Source organism: Paraburkholderia lebeckiae, assembly GCF_014201005.1.
GTDB classification, from domain to species: domain Bacteria; phylum Pseudomonadota; class Gammaproteobacteria; order Burkholderiales; family Burkholderiaceae; genus Paraburkholderia; species Paraburkholderia tuberum.
The window spans coordinates 87,172-104,319 of sequence record NZ_JACHDK010000014.1; the positions used below are offsets into that span (position 1 = coordinate 87,172).

Sequence of the window (17,148 nt, forward strand, 5' to 3'; positions counted from 1 at the left end):
GCCCATGTCATTCGCTCGCCGTGTTTCACCTTTGCTCCCGTCTTTGCTCCCGCGCATCGCGCTCGCCTGCGGCGCGGCGCTGCTGCTCACGAACGCCGCCGATGCCGCGCAAACGACCGAGCCGAACCAACCCGCCGATATCTGCCCGGCGCTCACGCACATCGTCGAAGCGAGCGATTTCCGGCAACTGCCGGGCGAGGCCGCCGCGCAACTGCCGGGTGTCTCCCGTACCGACGATTGCCGCGCCGGCCCGAACGCGTACGACTGCCACTGGCGCGCGCACTGGCAAGCCGACGGCGTCATCAACGATCCGCTCGAAGAACTCGGCGCCGACATCGCCGCCTGCTTTCCGCGCGTCGTGCACGACGTCAACACACCCGTGCGCCAGCATTTCGTCGTGACCACCGACGCCCACCGCGTGAACGTCACCGCGAGCGTGCAAGGTCAGAACGAACTGCGACTGCGCGTGACGCGCTGAGCGCGCGGCCGTCGCTGCTTTTGATGCTCCATCGCATTTTGTGACCGGGATCGGGCGCTGCCTCATGACCTCGTCGCCGACCGTGCGCGCGCCAGCGGCAACCAGGCATTGGCGCCTGTGTCTGGGCGCCTCGCTGATATGCCGGCGTCGTTGCGCCCTCGGCGCCTTCGTCGCGACGCTGACGCTCGCGCTCGACGGCTGCGCCTGGACGCTGATCCAGGCCGCCGACGCCACCGGCTCCGTCATCCAGGCCGGTTACGCGATCGCGTCGAACTACTCGTCGCCGACCTTCGTCAACGGGCGGCCCGCGGATTTGCAGCACGTCTGCATCGAAGTGAACCCGACGGTATCGGTCGGCGATTTCGTGCCGGCGCTGCAGCTCGCGCTCGAGCGCCGCGGTATTCGTTCGGACGTCTACAATCCGGGCACCTCGCCGGCCGGCTGCGAAGCGCGGCTCGTCTACAACGCCGCGATCGACTATGGCCGCCGCTCGTTCAGCGACGAATCGATCCAGTACCTGTCGATCATCGATCTGACGCTGATCCAGAGCGGCCGCATTCTGGTCACCGCGCGCTATCAGACCGGCGGCCTGAACACCGACCGTTTTTCGTCGGCCTCGGTCAAGCTCGGCGGACTGATCGAGCGGATGGTGATCGATCGGACCGATTTCCCGCGTCAAGCGCAGCAACAGCCGACCCTGCAAACCTCGCAGGCCTTCCCGCCGGCCCACTGAGTGCCCGCGGCTTTGCTTTCGCTTGCAGCGCCTTACACGGGAAAGGATTGGAAAGCGGTATACGCTTTGCGCGGCCCGTGCGCATCACTAAGATGACCTGAATGAACCAGACCATCCTGATCGTCGACGACGATCCCGTCGTACGCGAGCTCGTCAGCGAATATCTGCACGGCCGCGGCTTCAAGGTCGCCACGCTGGAAAATGGCTTGGCGTTGCAGCGCAGATTGCAGCACGAGCGGCCCGCGCTCGTCGTGCTCGACATCATGATGCCGGAGCTCGACGGCATCAGCGCGCTGCGCGCCTTGCGTGTCGCCGGCGACGACATTCCCGTGATCCTCCTGACCGCGCGCGCCGACCCGATCGATCGCGTGATCGGCCTCGAACTCGGCGCCGACGATTATCTCGGCAAGCCTTTCGAACCGAGCGAGCTCGTCGCGCGGATTCGCACCGTGCTGCGGCGTCGCGGCTCGATCGCGCCGGGCGCGCCCGAACAGCGCGCGCCCTATCATTTCGGCCGCTTCGAAGTGAATTTCCCCGCGCGCGAACTGCGCCGCGACGGCGATCGCATCACGCTGCGTTCGAGCGAATTCGCGATGCTGAAGGTGTTCGTCACGCACGCGATGACCGTGCTCACGCGTGCGCAGCTGCTCGAAAAACTGCACGGCAATAGCGAAGCGCATCGCAATCGCAGTCTCGACGTATCGATCTGGCGCTTGCGTCGATTGATCGAAGTGGACCCGTCGGAACCGCGCTACGTGCAGACCGTGTGGGGACGCGGCTACGTGTTCGTGCCGGACGGCGAGATCGGCGCGGCCGAACGCGGACCTGCGCCGCCGCCCGGTTAGCGGCGCCTGATGGTCGAAGCCGGCTGATCCAGCCCACGCGTCGCACGTAACGCGCAGCGCGGTGTCGCGCGCACCGCGCTAACCCGGCTGACGGTCAAAACGTCAGCACACTCAGAAACATCCTCTGCAGCCAGCCCATCGTCGTCGCATCGTTGACCATGCCGAGGCCCGCCTGCTCGATGCGCGCGTTCGCGACCTTGCTCGACGCGACGTAATTGCCTGCTTCGATGTCCTTGGGATTGACGATGCCCGAGAGTCGAAGACGGTCGCGGGTCCCGCTCATCGCGATCACCTTCTCGCCTGACACGACGAGATTGCCGCCCGACACCATGCCGATCACGGTCACGGCTAGCGTGCCCGTCATGTCGCTGATGTCGCTCAGATTGCCCTGCCCTTTGTAGTCGGTGCTGGCAGAGCCGATGTTGAACAGTTTCGCGAGTCGCGCGGCGGCATTCGTCGATTGATCCGCGGCGGTCGCGGTGATGCTGCTCGCGCGGTTCGCCGACGCGCTCGCGCTGTTGTTGCCGCTATACGATTCCGACAGCCGGATCGTCAGCACGTCGCCGACGTGCTGCGCGCGCGGCGTCTCATACAGCAGCAGCGGCGCGCCGGCCTGATAGATCGCGCCTTGCGTGTTGACGTTCAACGGCGCGGACGCGAGCGGCGGCGCCATCGGCGTTTCGACGATCGACCTGGTCTGCGCGCTCGAACAGGCCGCGAGACAGGTCGCGGCGCCGAGCACGAGGGTGAGACGTAGCGCGGTCATGCTGGCTCCGTGGCGGAAAGGATGAAAGGAGTCGAAGAGAGGCGGCCTATCCGGACACCGCCCGGTTTCGGCGTTGGGATCGCACCGGTAATCAGGGTTGCCAGGCAATCGTCAGCCCGCGTCGGCGCCGCTCGCCTGCCACTGCCGCACGACCGCTTTCAACCACGCATCCGAGCCCTTCAGCAGATACGTGAGCGTGCCGTTGCGGCTGCCGGGCAGAAAGCACAGCGTGATCGAACTCACCGCGTTCTCCCATACGTACATCGGCATCGCGCCCGGCGCCGCCGCGTTGCGCGTCGCGAGACGCGGCGGCCCGTAACGATCCTCGAGCGCGTCGCGCAGATCCTCGGCGGTCAGCTCGTCGATCACGAACGACATCTCGTAGAGACGCAGCGCGCCCTGCCCGTCGATGCGCGCGAAGCGCATCACGTGTTCGAGCGCCGGCGCACCATCGACCACGGCCTGCGACACCGCCCAGCGTTCATCATCGCGATGCGCCCAGCGGCACGCGACGCTCAGGCTATCGTGCGACTTCAGCCGCATGCCGAGCGCTCCGGCCTGCACGTCCGTCTCGCAGATCGGCACGCTGCCGACCGGCGTCGCGCGCACGGTCGAGCCCGCGCGGAATTCGTCGATCGTGATGCCGAGCGCGACGCCGCGAAACGAAAACGGCGCGTCCGGCGAGCGCCGCCGCGTGTAGGTGACGACGCTGTTCGATGCCGCGCCGGCCGCCTTCGCACTGCGCCCGACGAGCTGTGCATGCGCGGCGCACGACAGCACGCCGCCGAGCAGCATCAGTGCACCAACCATCCGGGTGAGCGTCATGATTCAATCGATCGCGGAAGCGCACATGTCGAAAGGCGTCGCCGCCGCATGGCCGACCACCGGCAGCACTTTCAGGGTCGCTGCCGTGAGCCGGCATGGCAGCGCAGCGGCGCCGCAGCCGCCGAGCGGCAACAGCAGCGCGCCGGCAACGAGCCACGCCACGGCGCGCCGCCGCTGCTCAGTAGTTCTGGATAACGGCACGCGGACCTCGCCGATTCACGCAGTCGTGTTGACCAGATGGCCGATGAGCCCCGTGCCCGGCGCAGGCAGTGCAGGCTGCCCGAGCCCGGCGCTCTGCTGCGATTTCGCCACTGCGCCCGTGGAGCTTGAACTGGCGGACTTCTCCGTGGCCGGCTTATTCGCCAGCGAGGAGAAAGGCGTGGAACTGAGCGTATTGTGGATCGTCATGATGGACCTCGCGAAGGCGCGCATTGCGCACCGGTGTCGGTTGAACGCCGCGCGCCGTCGTCCGAGGCAGCGGGCCTCGTTCGGCGTGCGGCGCGACTTGCTGCGGAACCAATCATCGCGCCGCGCGAGTGCCGACGATGGGCGAAGCAAAGCACGCTTTCGCGCGGTTGTTACGATCCGTTCCGTGGGCTTGCGAGGGCTTTCGAGTGCTTGCCAACTGTTGTCATCGCGTGCCTGTCGTCGCGCAGAGTCGGATCAGGCAGTGCTAAAGTAAGCGCTGCACCTTCGCTGATCCGCCCCGGCGCGAGCCCGCCAGCGCCGAGCGGCACACAGTAAGCGTTGGTAAGGAAATGCCCGGTCGCGCGTCGGGCGCGCCAGTCTAGAATTTCGCCATGAATCCACAGGTCCTTATCGTCGACGACGATCCGGTCGTACGCGATCTGCTTTGCAAGTTTCTGCAGTCGAACGGCTTCGATGCGTCCGTGCTGCACGACGGCACCCATTTGCAGCGTCGTCTCGAGCGTGAGCGGCCGTCGGTCGTCGTGCTCGACATCATGATGCCGAACACCGACGGCCTGCGCGCGCTCACCGCGTTGCGCGCCGCCGGCGACGACATCCCGGTGATCTTCGTGACCGCGCGCGGCACGGTGGCCGACCGCATCGTCGGCCTGTCGCTCGGCGCGGACGACTATCTGACCAAGCCGTTCGATCCGCGCGAACTGCTCGTGCGGATCCAGACCGTGCTGCGCCGGCGCGGGCCGTCCACCACGAGCGCACCCGAAGCACGCAAGCGCTATCGCTTCGGTCCATTCGAACTGGACTTCGCCACGCGCTCGCTGAGCCGCGACGACGCCAAGCTGCCGCTGCGCGACAGCGAATTCGCGCTGCTGAAGATCTTCGTCAACAATCCGTACAAGGTGCTGTCGCGCGTGCTGATTCACGATCTCGTGCATCGCGACAACCTCGCGTTCCGCGACCGTAGCCTCGACGTACCGATCTGGCGCCTGCGCCGCGTGATCGAGGACGACCCGTCGAACCCGTGCTACGTGCAGACGGTGCGCGGCAAGGGCTACGTGTTCGTGCCCGACGCCAACGGCACACCCTTCGAGGACGGGGCCGCCCCGAGCGCATGAGAAATCCGCTGAACACGCTGTTCGGCAGAATGGCGTTGCTGTCGGCGGCGGTGCTGTTCGCGATTCAGGCGAGCTGGTTCGTGCTGGTGACGATGCAGCCGCCGCGCCATGAAATCGACGGCTTCGCGCGCGGCATCCTGCTCGTGCTGCAGGCGATCAACGGCGAGCCGATCAAGGGCGCCGCGCTCGCGCCCGCGATGCGCGTGCATCTGGTGCCCACCTGGAACATGCCGACCAGCGTGCATCTGGGCGAGCCGCATGAGCATATGGTGGTCGAACTGAGCCGGCACCTGCGTGAGAACTTGCCGGCCGGCACGCAGATCGCCGTCGACGATCTGCGTCCGCCGCAACTGTGGGTGCTGGTCCCGGGCAAGTCGAACTGGGTCGTCGTGCCGGTCGACCTACCTCCGCCGCCGCGCTTTCTGATCGAATCGGTGTCGATGCTGGTCGCCGGGCTGATCCTGTCGTTGTTCGCGGTGTGGCAGATGCAACGGCCGTTGTCGCGCGTGGCCGATGCGTCGCGCGCGTTCGGCTCGGGCGGCCGGCCTGAACCCGTGCCGGTGCAGGGCCCGCGCGAGCTGCGTGACCTGATCGGCTCATTCAACGACATGATGCGGCGCCTGAACGAAGCCGGCGACGACCAGGCGGTGATGCTCGCCGGCGTCGCGCACGATCTGAAGGCGCCGCTCACGCGCCTGAAGCTGCGCGCAAGCGTGCTGGTCGACGAAAACGAGCGCGCGGGCCTGATCCGCGACGTCGATTCCCTGACCAACATCGTCCAGCAGTTCCTCGAATTCGCGGGCCAATCGGCGGACGCCGGACCTCCCGTCGAAGTCGACGAGTTCTTGCGCGAGCAGTTTTCCTCAGGCGATTACGCTGAGGCCGCTGAAACCGCCGAAGCGGCGGACCCCGCCGAAACCCCGCTGTTCACGCTCGATCTGCGCGCCGGCCCCTCGTTCACGCTGCCGCGTACGCTGCTCGACCGGCTGGTGACGAATCTCGTCGACAACGCGCTCGAACACGGCATGCCGCCGGTGGAAATCTCGACCGCGTGCGACGACCGTCATTGGACGATCAGCGTGCGCGACCACGGCGCTGGCATTCCCGACGACCGCATTGCCGCGGCGATGAAGCCGTTCGTGCGGCTCGACGCCGCGCGCGGCGGCGAAGGCCATTGCGGGCTCGGTCTCGCGATCGTCGCGCGGCTCGCACACGATCGCGGTGGACGCTGCTTCGTGCGCAATCACGCGCAGGGGGGGCTCGAAGTGCGGATCGAATTGCCGGTGGACCCGGCGCTGTCGTAAGGATGCTCGCAGGCAAACGCGGCGCGGACCGGACACTTACCTGCCCTTACCGCATCGACTGTCGCGCGGGGTGCGGCCTTATAGTCACTCTCGGCAACCTCGATGCAGCCCTTCCCGGTCCGCCCGCACCTCTGCGGCGGACTTTTTTTTGCGCTGCAGGAAGGCCAACGAAGCGTGCCAGCGAAGCGCGTCAATGCACGAGCCGATTGCGCAGCGCGTCGACCGTCGCCGTGGAAAGACCGAGGCCTTGCGTCAGGTAGCTCGCCATCGTGCCGTAGCTCGCCTGCACCTGGTCGAAGCCCGCCTGCAGATAATTCTCGTCGACGTCGAGCAACGGCGCTCTCGCCGTCGCAATGGCCGCGCCTTCCTGCGCGCGCAGTGTGGTGGTTTGCGCTGCGATCGATGGCGCGAGATAGACGTTGCTGAGCAAATAGTCCTGCATGATCACGTCGAGCGGAACGTTGGCGATGCTGAGCAGCAGCGCCGCGACCCAACCCGCGCGATCCTTGCCCGCGTTCGAGTGGAATAGCTGCGCGCCCGTGCCGTCGGCGAGCGCGCCGAGCAACGCGCCATAGGCGGCTCGCTGCGGGCCGCCCGTCACATACCCGCGCGCCTGCGCCTGCATGAACGCGACGGCGTTGACGGGAGAATCGACCGGGGGTGCGACGAAGTCGTTCATGCCGAGCACGTTCAGCGTCGAGGATGTCGCGCCGCTCGGCAGCACGTCGGCGGTGCGTGCGATTTCGGCGGGCGTGCGCAGGTCGTAGACCGACACGATACCGAGCTTGTCGAGCGTCGCCGCGTCGGTGCCGCTCAGCGTCAGCGCGTTCGCGCGATAGAACACGCCGCGCCGCATCTGTTTGCCGTCGACGGTCAGGTAGCCGGCACCCGCGCCGCCGACATCGCGGAAGTTGCTGACCGACACGAGCCGCGGCGTAGCCGGCTGATCGGCTTCGAGACTACCGCCGCAGGCGGACAGCAGGGTGCTGCCGAAACCCGCGGCCAGCATCGCACCGGCCGAGCCCCTCAGAAAGCGTCGCCGCGCCGCCGACGCTTCGCCGGGCATGCCGCGCTCCACGGGCACGGTCGTGCTCGCAAGGGCGCGGAAAGGCGAACGGTTTTTCACGGTAACGGACATCGGGGCGACAGGTGTATAGGAGGATAGTGGGGCAGCCGGGGCTGCAGACGCAGTTTAACGTTGACCAATACGTTTTGCGTTACATCGTAGCGGTTAGTAAGAAAAAAAGAGGGACGGTTGGCCCACTGATTTCCGTTCCCTTGCGGTGCCTTATCGGCCGTTACCTCGCGCACGCCCTTTTTGACCCCGACTGGCCTCACGACGCCGCATCCCCGTAGAATAATACGGACACCCTCCCATCCGGCCCCCGCAGGCACAAGAAACCTGGAGACCACAACAAAATATGTCTTCTCTCCAATGGTTCACCGAGCTGACCCCGCGCGAGCGTCGCACGCTATTCGCCGGTTTCGGCGGATACGCGATCGACGCGTTCGACTTCATGATCTACTCGTTCCTCATTCCGACGCTGATCGCGACGTGGGGCATGAGCAAAAGCGAAGCAGGCATGATCGCCACCAGCTCGCTGATTTCGTCGGCGATCGGCGGCTGGCTCGCCGGCATTCTTGCCGATCGCCACGGCCGCATCCGTGTATTGCAATGGACGATCGCCACCTTCGCGATCTTCACGTTCCTGTCTGGCTTCACGCAGTCGTTCTGGCAGTTGCTCGCCACGCGTACGCTGCAGGGCATCGGCTTCGGCGGTGAGTGGTCGGTCGTGACGATCATGATGGCCGAGACGATCCGCTCGCCGCAGCATCGCGCAAAGGCGGTCGGCACCGTGCAGAGCAGCTGGTCGTTCGGCTGGGCGGCCGCGGCGATCGTCTACTGGGCGGCTTTCGCGTTGCTGCCGGAGCAGTACGCGTGGCGCGCGTGCTTCTGGGTTGGCCTGCTGCCCGCCGCATGGATCATCTATATCCGCCGCAATGTCAGCGACCCCGACATCTTTGTCGCGACCCGTCGCGCGCGCGAAAGCGGCATCAACACGTCGCACTTCATGCAGATCTTCTCAGCCGAGCATCTGAAGACAACTGTGCTCGGCAGCGCGCTGTGCACCGGCATGCTCGGCGGCTACTACGCGATCACGACGTGGCTGCCCACCTATCTGAAGACGGAGCGACATCTGTCGGTGTTCAATACGAGCGGCTATCTGATCGTGCTGATCGTCGGTTCGTTCGCCGGCTATATCGTCGGCGCGATTCTGTGCGACAGGATCGGCCGGCGCGCATCGTTCGTGCTGTTCGCGGTCGGCTCGTTCGTGCTCGGCATGGTCTACACGATGCTGCCGATCACCGACGCGATGATGCTCGCGCTCGGCTTCCCGCTCGGCATCGTCGTGCAGGGGATTTTCGCGGGCATCGGCGCGTATCTGTCGGAGCTGTATCCGAACGAGATCCGCGGCTCGGGGCAAGGCTTCTGCTACAACCTCGGGCGCGGGCTCGGCTCGTTCTTTCCGATACTCGTCGGCACCTTCGCGCAGACGATGACGCTCGTGAAGGCGATGGGCATCGTCGCGGGCTCGGGGTATCTGCTCGTGATCGTCGCCGCGTTGTGCCTGCCGGAAACGAAGGGCAAGGTGCTAGGGGCGGCCGGCTCCGCCGCTTGAGATCGTCTGACACCGCAGTTCCCAATCATGAAAACGATCGTACTCGGCGGCGGCGTCATCGGCGTCGCCACTGCTTTTTATCTGTGCCAGCAAGGCTGCGACGTGACGGTGATCGAGCGCGAACCCGACGTCGCCCTGTCCACGAGTTTCGGCAACGCCGGCGTGATCGCGCTGGGCTACGTGACGCCATGGGCCGCGCCCGGCATGCCGGCGAAAATCCTCAAGTACCTGTTCAAGCCGGCCTCGCCGCTGATCTTCCGGCCGACGCTCGATCCGGCCCAATGGCGCTGGATCGCGCGCTGGCTGCGCGAGTGCGACCTCGACCGCTTTCGCGTGAACAAGCAGCGTATGCAGCGCATCGCGTACTACAGCCGCGCTTGCCTGCACGAATTTCGCGGCCGTCATCCGTTCGAGTACGGCCGCAGCCAGGGCTATCTGCAACTGTTTCGCAGCGAGTACGACGTCGAACTCGCGCAGCCGGCGCTCGCGGTGCTGCGCGATGCGGGCGTCGTGCATCGGGAAGTCAGCGCCGCGCAGTGCGCGGAGATCGAGCCGGGTCTGCACTGGGCGCGTCAGGCGCCGTTCTCGGGCCTCTATCTGCCCGACGACGAAGCCGGCGACTGCGCGCGTTTCACCCGCGAACTGCGCGCGATCTGTGAACGCAATGGCGTGAGCTTTCGCTTCGACACGCGCGTCACGTCGCTCGATGTCGAGGGAGCGACGGTACGCGGCGTGCGTATTCAAAGCGAGCGGGGCGCGCAGACGCTGCCGGCCGACGCGGTGGTCGTCGCGCTCGGCGTCGATAGCGCGGCGCTGCTCGCGCCGCTCGGCGTGAAGGTGCCGCTCTATCCGGTGAAGGGCTATTCGGCCACGCTGCCTGTGACCGACGAGGAAAAAGCGCCACGGGCGGCACTCATGGACGAATCGCTGAAGACGGCGATCACGCGCTTCGGCAACAACTTGCGCATCGCGGGTACGGCGGAGCTCGGCAATCGCCAGACGACGTTGCGCGAGCAGGCGCTGCAAACGCTGCTCACGGTGCTGCGCGACTGGTTTCCGTTCGCGGCCAATCCGACTTCCGCGCACTTCTGGGTCGGCCGCCGGCCGATGACGCCCGATGGCGCGCCGCTGCTCGGCCCGTGCAACATCGACAACTTATGGCTGAACCTCGGGCACGGCTCGACGGGCTGGGCGATGTCGATGGGCTCGGCGCGCGTGGTCGCGGATCTGATCGCGCAGCGCAATCCGGAGATCGATCTCGACGGTCTGACGCTCGCGCGCTATCGCCAATGAGGCGGACATAACGCACCGCGACGAGATAAAAGAAAACCGGGCTCCCCCTTTCAGGCGAGCCCGGTTTCTTTTTTACTGCATTGCTTTCCCGCTACAGGTGCCCTTCATGGGGCGCCTTGTCGTCTCCACGTCTTCCTGCAAATCGTGGCCGGCGCGCGCGGCCTGGAACTCCAGGCACGCGCACCGGCTGAAGACGCTTAACGCGGCAGTTCCGAATGCCCCATCAGGAACGCATCGACCGAACGTGCGCACTGACGGCCTTCGCGAATCGCCCAGACCACGAGCGACTGGCCGCGGCGCATGTCGCCCGCCGTGAACACCTTGTTCACCGACGTGTAGTACGCCTTGTCGCCCTCGGTCGTGGCGCGCACGTTGCCGCGCGCATCCTTGTCGACGCCGAACGCTTCGAGCACCGGCGACACCGGTTGCGTGAAGCCCATCGCGAGCAGCACGAGGTCGGCCTTCATTTCGAATTCGGAGTTCGGCACTTCGACCATCTTGCCGTCTTTCCATTCGACCCGCGCGGCGATCAGCTTCTCGACCTTGCCGTTCTTGCCTTCGAGACGCTTGGTCGCGACCGCCCAGTCGCGCTCGCAGCCTTCCTCATGCGAGGACGACGTGCGCAGCTTGATCGGCCAGTACGGCCATACGAGCGGCTTGTTCTCTTCTTCCGGCGGCTGCGGCAGCAGTTCGAACTGCGTGACGCTCTTCGCGCCATGACGGTTCGACGTGCCCACGCAGTCGGAACCGGTATCGCCGCCACCGATCACGACGACGTGCTTGCCCTTCGCGACGAGCTGGTTCGGCACTTTGTCGCCGGCGTTGACCTTGTTCTGCTGCGGCAGGAATTCCATCGCATAGTACACGCCTTCGAGCTCGCGGCCCGGCACCGGCAGATCGCGCGGCGTTTCCGAACCACCGGCGATCACGACCGCCTCGAACTGTTCGTTCAGCTCGGCCGGCGTGATGGTTTCCTTCGCCGTGTTGCCGATGTGCGCCGGCAGCGAGTCCGGCTTGCCGATGAACACGTTGGTGCGGAACGTCACGCCTTCGGCTTCCATCTGGCGCATGCGGCGGTCGATCTGCCACTTCTCCAGCTTGAAGTCGGGGATGCCATAACGCAGCAGGCCGCCGATCCGGTCGTTCTTCTCGAACACGGTCACGTCATGACCGGCGCGCGCGAGCTGCTGCGCGGCGGCGAGACCCGCGGGGCCCGAGCCGACCACGGCAACCTTCTTGCCGGTCTTGTGCTTCGGCGTTTGCGGCGCGACCCAGCCTTCGGCCCAGGCCTTGTCGATGATCGCGTGCTCGATCGACTTGATGCCGACCGGGTCGTCGTTGATGCCGAGCGTGCACGCCGCTTCACACGGCGCCGGGCAGATGCGGCCCGTGAACTCGGGGAAGTTGTTGGTCGAGTGCAGCACTTCGATCGCGTTCTTCCAGTCCTGACGGAACACCAGGTCGTTGAAGTCCGGGATGATGTTGTTGACCGGGCAGCCGCTGTTGCAGAACGGAATGCCGCAGTCCATGCAACGCGCGCCTTGAATCTTCGCTTCGTCGTCGGTCAGTGCCGCGACGAATTCCTTGTAGTGCTTCACACGCGTGAGCGGAGCCTCGTACGTCTCGTGGCGACGTTCGAACTCGAGAAAACCGGTTGCCTTGCCCATGTGGTTCTCTTCTCTATCTGTATCTAGGGGTAATCTGGACCCGCCGCGCGTCGATTGGTCGGAACGCGGCGGGTACGTCTAAAGTTGACTTCCGTGAAGGCAGCTCAGGCGGCGAGCACTTCGCTGTTCGCCTTCTTCGCGGCGAGTTCGCCGAGCGCGCGCTTGTATTCGGTCGGGAACACCTTCACGAACTGACGGCGTGCCGCGTCCCAGTTTTCGAGCAGCGCCTTCGCACGCGGAGAGCCCGTGAACTGGAAGTGACGCTCGATGAGCCCCTTGAGCAGCGCTTCGTCGGTCGTGCCGCGATGCCACACGCCCCGATCGACCGTGCGCTCCTGTTCGGCCTGTTGCAGCACCGGTTCCAGCGCGACCATCGACTTGTTGCACTTGCTCGCGAACATGCCGTCCGGATCGAACACGTACGCGATACCGCCCGACATGCCGGCCGCGAAGTTACGGCCCGTCTCGCCGAGCACGACCACCGTGCCGCCCGTCATGTATTCGCAACCGTGGTCGCCCGTGCCTTCGACGACTGCCGTCGCGCCCGAGTTACGCACGCAGAAACGCTCGCCGGCCACGCCGCGGAAGAAGGCTTCGCCTTCGATCGCGCCGTACATCACCGTGTTGCCGCAGATGATGTTCTCTTCCGACTTGCCGCGGAAATCGTTGGTCGGACGGATGATGATGCGGCCGCCCGACAGGCCCTTGCCCACGTAGTCGTTGCCGTCGCCGACCAGATCCAGCGTGACGCCCTTCGCGAGGAACGCGCCGAAGCTCTGACCCGCGGTGCCCTTCAACTGGATGTGGATCGCGTCGTCCGCGAGACCTTCGTGGCCGTACTTCTTCGCGATCGTGCCCGACAGCATCGCGCCGACCGTGCGGTTCACGTTGCGCACCGGCTGGATGAACGACACGTGCTCGCCTTTCTCGATCGCGGCCTTCGCCTTCTCGATCAGCGTGTGGTCGAGCGCGCGGTCGAGGCCGTGATCCTGCACGTCGACGTGCTTGCGCGCGACTTGCGCCGGCACTTGCGGCTGGTAGAACACACGCGAGAAGTCGAGGCCCTTCGCCTTCCAGTGCTCGATGCCCTTCTTCGTGTCGAGCAGTTCCGCGCGGCCGATCAGGTCGTCGAACTTGCGGATACCGAGTTGCGCCATGATTTCACGCGCTTCTTCCGCAACGAAGAAGAAGAAGTTCACGACGTGTTCCGGCTGGCCCTGGAACTTCGCGCGCAGCACCGGGTCTTGCGTCGCGACGCCGACCGGGCACGTGTTCAGATGGCACTTGCGCATCATGATGCAGCCTTCGACGACGAGCGGCGCCGTCGCGAAGCCGAACTCGTCCGCGCCGAGCAGCGCGCCGATCACGACGTCGCGGCCGGTCTTCATCTGACCGTCGGCCTGCACGCGGATACGGCCGCGCAGCTGGTTCAGCACCAGCGTCTGCTGCGTTTCGGCGAGACCCAGTTCCCACGGCGTGCCCGCATGCTTGATCGACGACAGCGGCGATGCACCCGTGCCGCCGTCATGACCGGCGATCACGACGTGATCGGCCTTCGCCTTCGCGACCCCCGCTGCAACCGTACCGACGCCCGACTCCGACACGAGCTTCACCGAGATGCTCGACGACGCGTTCACGTTCTTCAGATCGTGAATCAGCTGCGCAAGGTCTTCGATCGAGTAGATGTCGTGGTGCGGCGGCGGCGAAATCAGGCCGACGCCCGGCACCGAGTAACGCAGCTTGCCGATATAGTCCGACACCTTGTGGCCCGGCAGCTGACCGCCTTCGCCCGGCTTCGCGCCCTGCGCCATCTTGATCTGGATCTGATCGGCCGACGCGAGGTACTCCGCCGTCACGCCGAAGCGGCCCGACGCGACCTGCTTGATGCGCGAGCGCAGCGAATCGCCTTCCTTGAGCGGAATGTCGACGACCACTTCATCGCCGATCACGGACTTCATCGTGTCGCCGTTCTTGATCGGAATGCCACGCAGTTCGTTGCGATAACGGTTCGCGTCTTCACCGCCTTCACCGGTGTTCGACTTGCCGCCGATGCGGTTCATCGCGACGGCGAGCGTGGCGTGCGCTTCGGTGCTGATCGAGCCCATCGACATTGCGCCGGTCGCGAAACGCTTGACGATTTCCTTCGCCGGTTCGACTTCGTCGAGCGGGATCGCCTTGGTCGGATCGAACTTGAACTCGAACAGGCCGCGGAAGGTCATGTGGCGCTTGGTCTGATCGTTGATCAGATGCGCGTATTCCTTGTACGTCTGGTACGAGTTACTGCGCGCCGAGTGCTGCAGCTTGGCGATCGCATCCGGCGTCCACATGTGTTCTTCGCCGCGTACCCGGTATGCGTACTCGCCGCCCGCGTCGAGCATGTTCGCGAGGACCGGGTTGTCGCCGAATGCTTCGCGATGCAGACGGATCGCTTCTTCCGCGACGTCGAACAGACCAATGCCGCCGACTTTCGACGACGTGCCGTGGAAGTACTTCGACACCAGATCCGCGGCGAGACCGACCGCTTCGAAAATCTGCGCGCCGGTGTACGACATGTAAGTCGAAATACCCATCTTCGACATGACCTTCTGCAGGCCCTTGCCGACTGCCTTCGTGAAGTTGTAGACCGCCTTCTCCGCCGACAGGTCGCCCTTCAGGCCGGCCGCGAGCTGGCTCAGCGTTTCCATCGCGAGGTACGGGTGCACGGCTTCCGCGCCATAGCCCGCGAGCAGCGCGAAGTGGTGCGTTTCGCGCGCCGAACCGGTTTCGACGACGAGACCCGTGCTCGTGCGCAGACCCTGCTGAACGAGGTGCGTGTGGATCGCTGCCGTAGCGAGCAGCGCCGGAATCGCGACGTTGTCGCGGTCGGTCTTGCGGTCCGACACGATCAGCATGTTGTAGCCGGACTTGACCGCATCGACGGCTTCCGCGCACAGCGACGCAAGGCGTGCCTCGATGCCTTCCTTGCCCCAGGCGACCGGATAGCAGATGTTCAGTTCGTACGAGCTGAACTTGCCGCCCGTGTATTGATCGATCGCGCGGATCTTCGCGATATCCTTGAAGTCGAGCACCGGCTGCGACACTTCGAGACGCATCGGCGGGTTGATGTTGTTCGTGTCGAGCAGATTCGGCTTCGGGCCGATGAACGACACGAGCGACATCACCATGTTTTCACGGATCGGGTCGATCGGCGGGTTCGTGACCTGCGCGAACAGCTGCTTGAAGTAGTGATAGAGCGTCTTGTTCTTGTTGGACATGACCGCGAGCGGCGAGTCGTTGCCCATCGAGCCGACGGCTTCCTCGCCCGCTTGCGCCATCGGCGCCATCAGGAACTTGAGGTCTTCCTGGGTGTAGCCGAACGCCTGCTGGCGATCCAGCAGCGCAGCAGCTTCGCGGCGTTCCGTCACGACGTCTTCGGCCTTCGCCTCGATCTCGTCGAGCTTGATGCGCACGGCGTCGATCCAACTCTTGTACGGCTTGGCGTTCGCGAGGTTGTCCTTCAGTTCCTTGTCGTCGATGATGCGGCCGTGCTCCATGTCGATCAGGAACATCTTGCCCGGCTGCAGACGCCACTTCTTGACGATTTTCGACTCGGAAATAGGCAACGTGCCGGCTTCCGACGCCATGATGACGAGGTCGTCGTCGGTGACGATGTAGCGCGCCGGGCGCAGACCGTTACGGTCGAGCGTCGCGCCGATCTGGCGGCCGTCGGTGAACGCGATGGCGGCGGGGCCGTCCCACGGCTCCATCATGGCGGCGTGGTATTCGTAGAACGCGCGGCGGTTTTCGTCCATCAGCGTGTGCTGTTCCCAGGCTTCCGGAATCATCATCATCATCGCGTGGACGAGCGGGTAGCCGGCCATCACCAGCAGTTCGAGACAGTTGTCGAACGATGCCGTATCCGATTGGCCCGGATAGATCAGCGGCCACAGCTTCGGCAGATCGTCGCCGAGTACGTGCGAGGCGATCGCGCCGGTACGCGCGTTCAGCCAGTTGACGTTGCCCTTCACCGTGTTGATTTCGCCGTTGTGGGCGATCATGCGGTACGGGTGAGCCAGTTCCCACGCCGGGAACGTGTTGGTCGAGAAGCGCTGATGCACGAGCGCGAGCGCCGACACGACGCGCTCGTCCTGCAGGTCGCGGTAATACACGCCGACCTGACCCGCAAGCAGCAGACCCTTGTAGACGACCGTGCGCGCCGACATCGACGGCACGAAGTATTCCTTGCCGTGCTTGAGCTTCAGCGCCTGAATGCGATGGCTCGCGGTCTTACGGATGATGTACAGCTTCCGCTCGAGCGCGTCGGTCACCATGATGTCCTTGCCGCGGCCGATAAAGATCTGGCGGATCAGCGGCTCGCTCGCCTTCACGGTCGGCGAGATCGGCATGGCGTGGTCGACCGGCACGTCGCGCCAGCCGAGCACGACCTGCCCCTCGGCCTTCACCGTACGCTCGAGCTCCTGTTCGCAGGCGATGCGCGACGCGTGCTCCTTCGGCAGGAAAATCATGCCGACGCCGTATTCGCCAGCCGGCGGCAGCGTCACGCCCTGCCTGGCCATTTCTTCGCGATAGAAGCCGTCCGGAATCTGGATCAGGATGCCCGCGCCGTCGCCCATCAGCGGATCGGCGCCGACTGCGCCCCGGTGGTCCAAGTTCTCGAGAATCTTCAGGCCCTGCTGGACGATTTCGTGACTCTTGTGGCCCTTGATATGAGCGACGAAGCCGACGCCGCAGGCGTCATGCTCGTTTTGCGGGTCGTACAGACCTTGGGCGGCGGGAACCGGGTGAATCGGTTGCTGGTGGTCGTTCATGGGGACACCGTCTGTGAGGAGGCCGGACAGGCCGTTAAACCATTGTTTTTTGCCGCAGTGCGCTTCGCGACCGCGACGGCGCTCTTCTCGCAGCAAGACTGCGCGGGACGAAAAAGCGCCGGAAATCGGAATATACGCGACGAATCAAGGAAATAGCAAATAAAACCTAGTGATCGGCCCCCGATTATCAAATTGGTGCATCGCGAT

General features: G+C 65.3%; 14 protein-coding genes. 7 read left to right on the forward strand and 7 right to left on the reverse strand.

Features of this window, described 5'->3' with window-relative positions:
• The first annotated feature begins 4 nt into the window (after positions 1 to 4).
• From HDG39_RS24015 to HDG39_RS24025, 3 genes are all read left to right on the forward strand, one after another.
• Positions 5 to 478, forward strand: a complete 474-nt coding sequence (locus HDG39_RS24015) for a hypothetical protein (RefSeq protein ID WP_184009208.1) — start codon at positions 5 to 7, stop codon at positions 476 to 478.
• 64 nt (positions 479 to 542) lie between these two features.
• Complete coding sequence (locus HDG39_RS24020; protein ID WP_184009210.1) at positions 543 to 1,211, forward strand: hypothetical protein; 669 nt, start codon at positions 543 to 545, stop codon at positions 1,209 to 1,211.
• A 101-nt stretch (positions 1,212 to 1,312) separates the two neighbouring features.
• Positions 1,313 to 2,056, forward strand: a complete 744-nt coding sequence (locus HDG39_RS24025; protein ID WP_018420197.1) for a response regulator — start codon at positions 1,313 to 1,315, stop codon at positions 2,054 to 2,056.
• Positions 2,057 to 2,150: 94 nt separating this feature from the next.
• On the opposite strand, the gene HDG39_RS24030 is transcribed toward HDG39_RS24025, so the two are convergent.
• The 4 genes from HDG39_RS24030 to HDG39_RS35670 all read right to left on the reverse strand — a co-directional run bounded on the left by HDG39_RS24030 (position 2,151) and on the right by HDG39_RS35670 (position 4,055).
• The gene (locus tag HDG39_RS24030) at positions 2,151 to 2,822 is read right to left on the reverse strand and encodes a flagellar basal body L-ring protein FlgH (RefSeq protein WP_184009211.1); all 672 of its coding nucleotides are present in this window, start codon (positions 2,820 to 2,822) and stop codon (positions 2,151 to 2,153) included.
• A 111-nt stretch (positions 2,823 to 2,933) separates the two neighbouring features.
• Positions 2,934 to 3,647 (reverse strand): hypothetical protein, encoded by a 714-nt coding sequence (locus HDG39_RS24035; protein ID WP_184009214.1) that lies wholly within the window; start codon positions 3,645 to 3,647, stop codon positions 2,934 to 2,936.
• 3 nt (positions 3,648 to 3,650) lie between these two features.
• A complete protein-coding gene (locus tag HDG39_RS35665; protein ID WP_035470661.1) occupies positions 3,651 to 3,848 on the reverse strand; it encodes a DUF6726 family protein in 198 nt (65 codons plus the stop codon).
• Positions 3,849 to 3,863: 15 nt separating this feature from the next.
• A complete protein-coding gene (locus HDG39_RS35670; protein ID WP_260328970.1) occupies positions 3,864 to 4,055 on the reverse strand; it encodes a hypothetical protein in 192 nt (63 codons plus the stop codon).
• Between the two features lie 392 nt (positions 4,056 to 4,447).
• On the opposite strand from HDG39_RS35670, the gene HDG39_RS24050 reads away from it, so the two are divergent.
• Positions 4,448 to 5,188 carry a response regulator gene (locus HDG39_RS24050; RefSeq protein WP_018420192.1) on the forward strand — a complete coding sequence of 247 codons (741 nt, stop codon included), beginning with the start codon at positions 4,448 to 4,450 and terminating at the stop codon, positions 5,186 to 5,188.
• Entirely contained in the window at positions 5,185 to 6,492 is a 1,308-nt protein-coding gene (locus tag HDG39_RS24055) for an ATP-binding protein (protein ID WP_184009218.1), read from the forward strand. The genes HDG39_RS24050 and HDG39_RS24055 overlap by 4 nt, the downstream gene beginning before the upstream one ends.
• 190 nt (positions 6,493 to 6,682) lie before the next feature.
• Here HDG39_RS24055 and HDG39_RS24060 read toward each other — a convergent pair whose 3' ends face one another.
• Complete coding sequence (locus HDG39_RS24060) at positions 6,683 to 7,558, reverse strand: tyrosine-protein phosphatase (RefSeq protein WP_184009283.1); 876 nt, start codon at positions 7,556 to 7,558, stop codon at positions 6,683 to 6,685.
• Positions 7,559 to 7,913: 355 nt separating this feature from the next.
• On the opposite strand from HDG39_RS24060, the gene HDG39_RS24065 reads away from it, so the two are divergent.
• Both HDG39_RS24065 and HDG39_RS24070 read left to right on the forward strand, forming a co-directional pair.
• Positions 7,914 to 9,173, forward strand: coding sequence for an MFS transporter (locus tag HDG39_RS24065; RefSeq protein ID WP_184009220.1), 1,260 nt, complete (start codon positions 7,914 to 7,916; stop codon positions 9,171 to 9,173).
• Positions 9,174 to 9,200: 27 nt separating this feature from the next.
• A complete protein-coding gene (locus HDG39_RS24070; protein ID WP_184009222.1) occupies positions 9,201 to 10,466 on the forward strand; it encodes a D-amino acid dehydrogenase in 1,266 nt (421 codons plus the stop codon).
• Between the two features lie 197 nt (positions 10,467 to 10,663).
• On the opposite strand, the gene HDG39_RS24075 is transcribed toward HDG39_RS24070, so the two are convergent.
• Entirely contained in the window at positions 10,664 to 12,133 is a 1,470-nt protein-coding gene (locus HDG39_RS24075) for a glutamate synthase subunit beta (RefSeq protein WP_184009225.1), read from the reverse strand.
• A gap of 104 nt (positions 12,134 to 12,237) precedes the next feature.
• Entirely contained in the window at positions 12,238 to 16,941 is a 4,704-nt protein-coding gene (locus HDG39_RS24080; RefSeq protein WP_184009227.1) for a glutamate synthase-related protein, read from the reverse strand.
• Positions 16,942 to 17,148 lie beyond the last annotated feature (207 nt).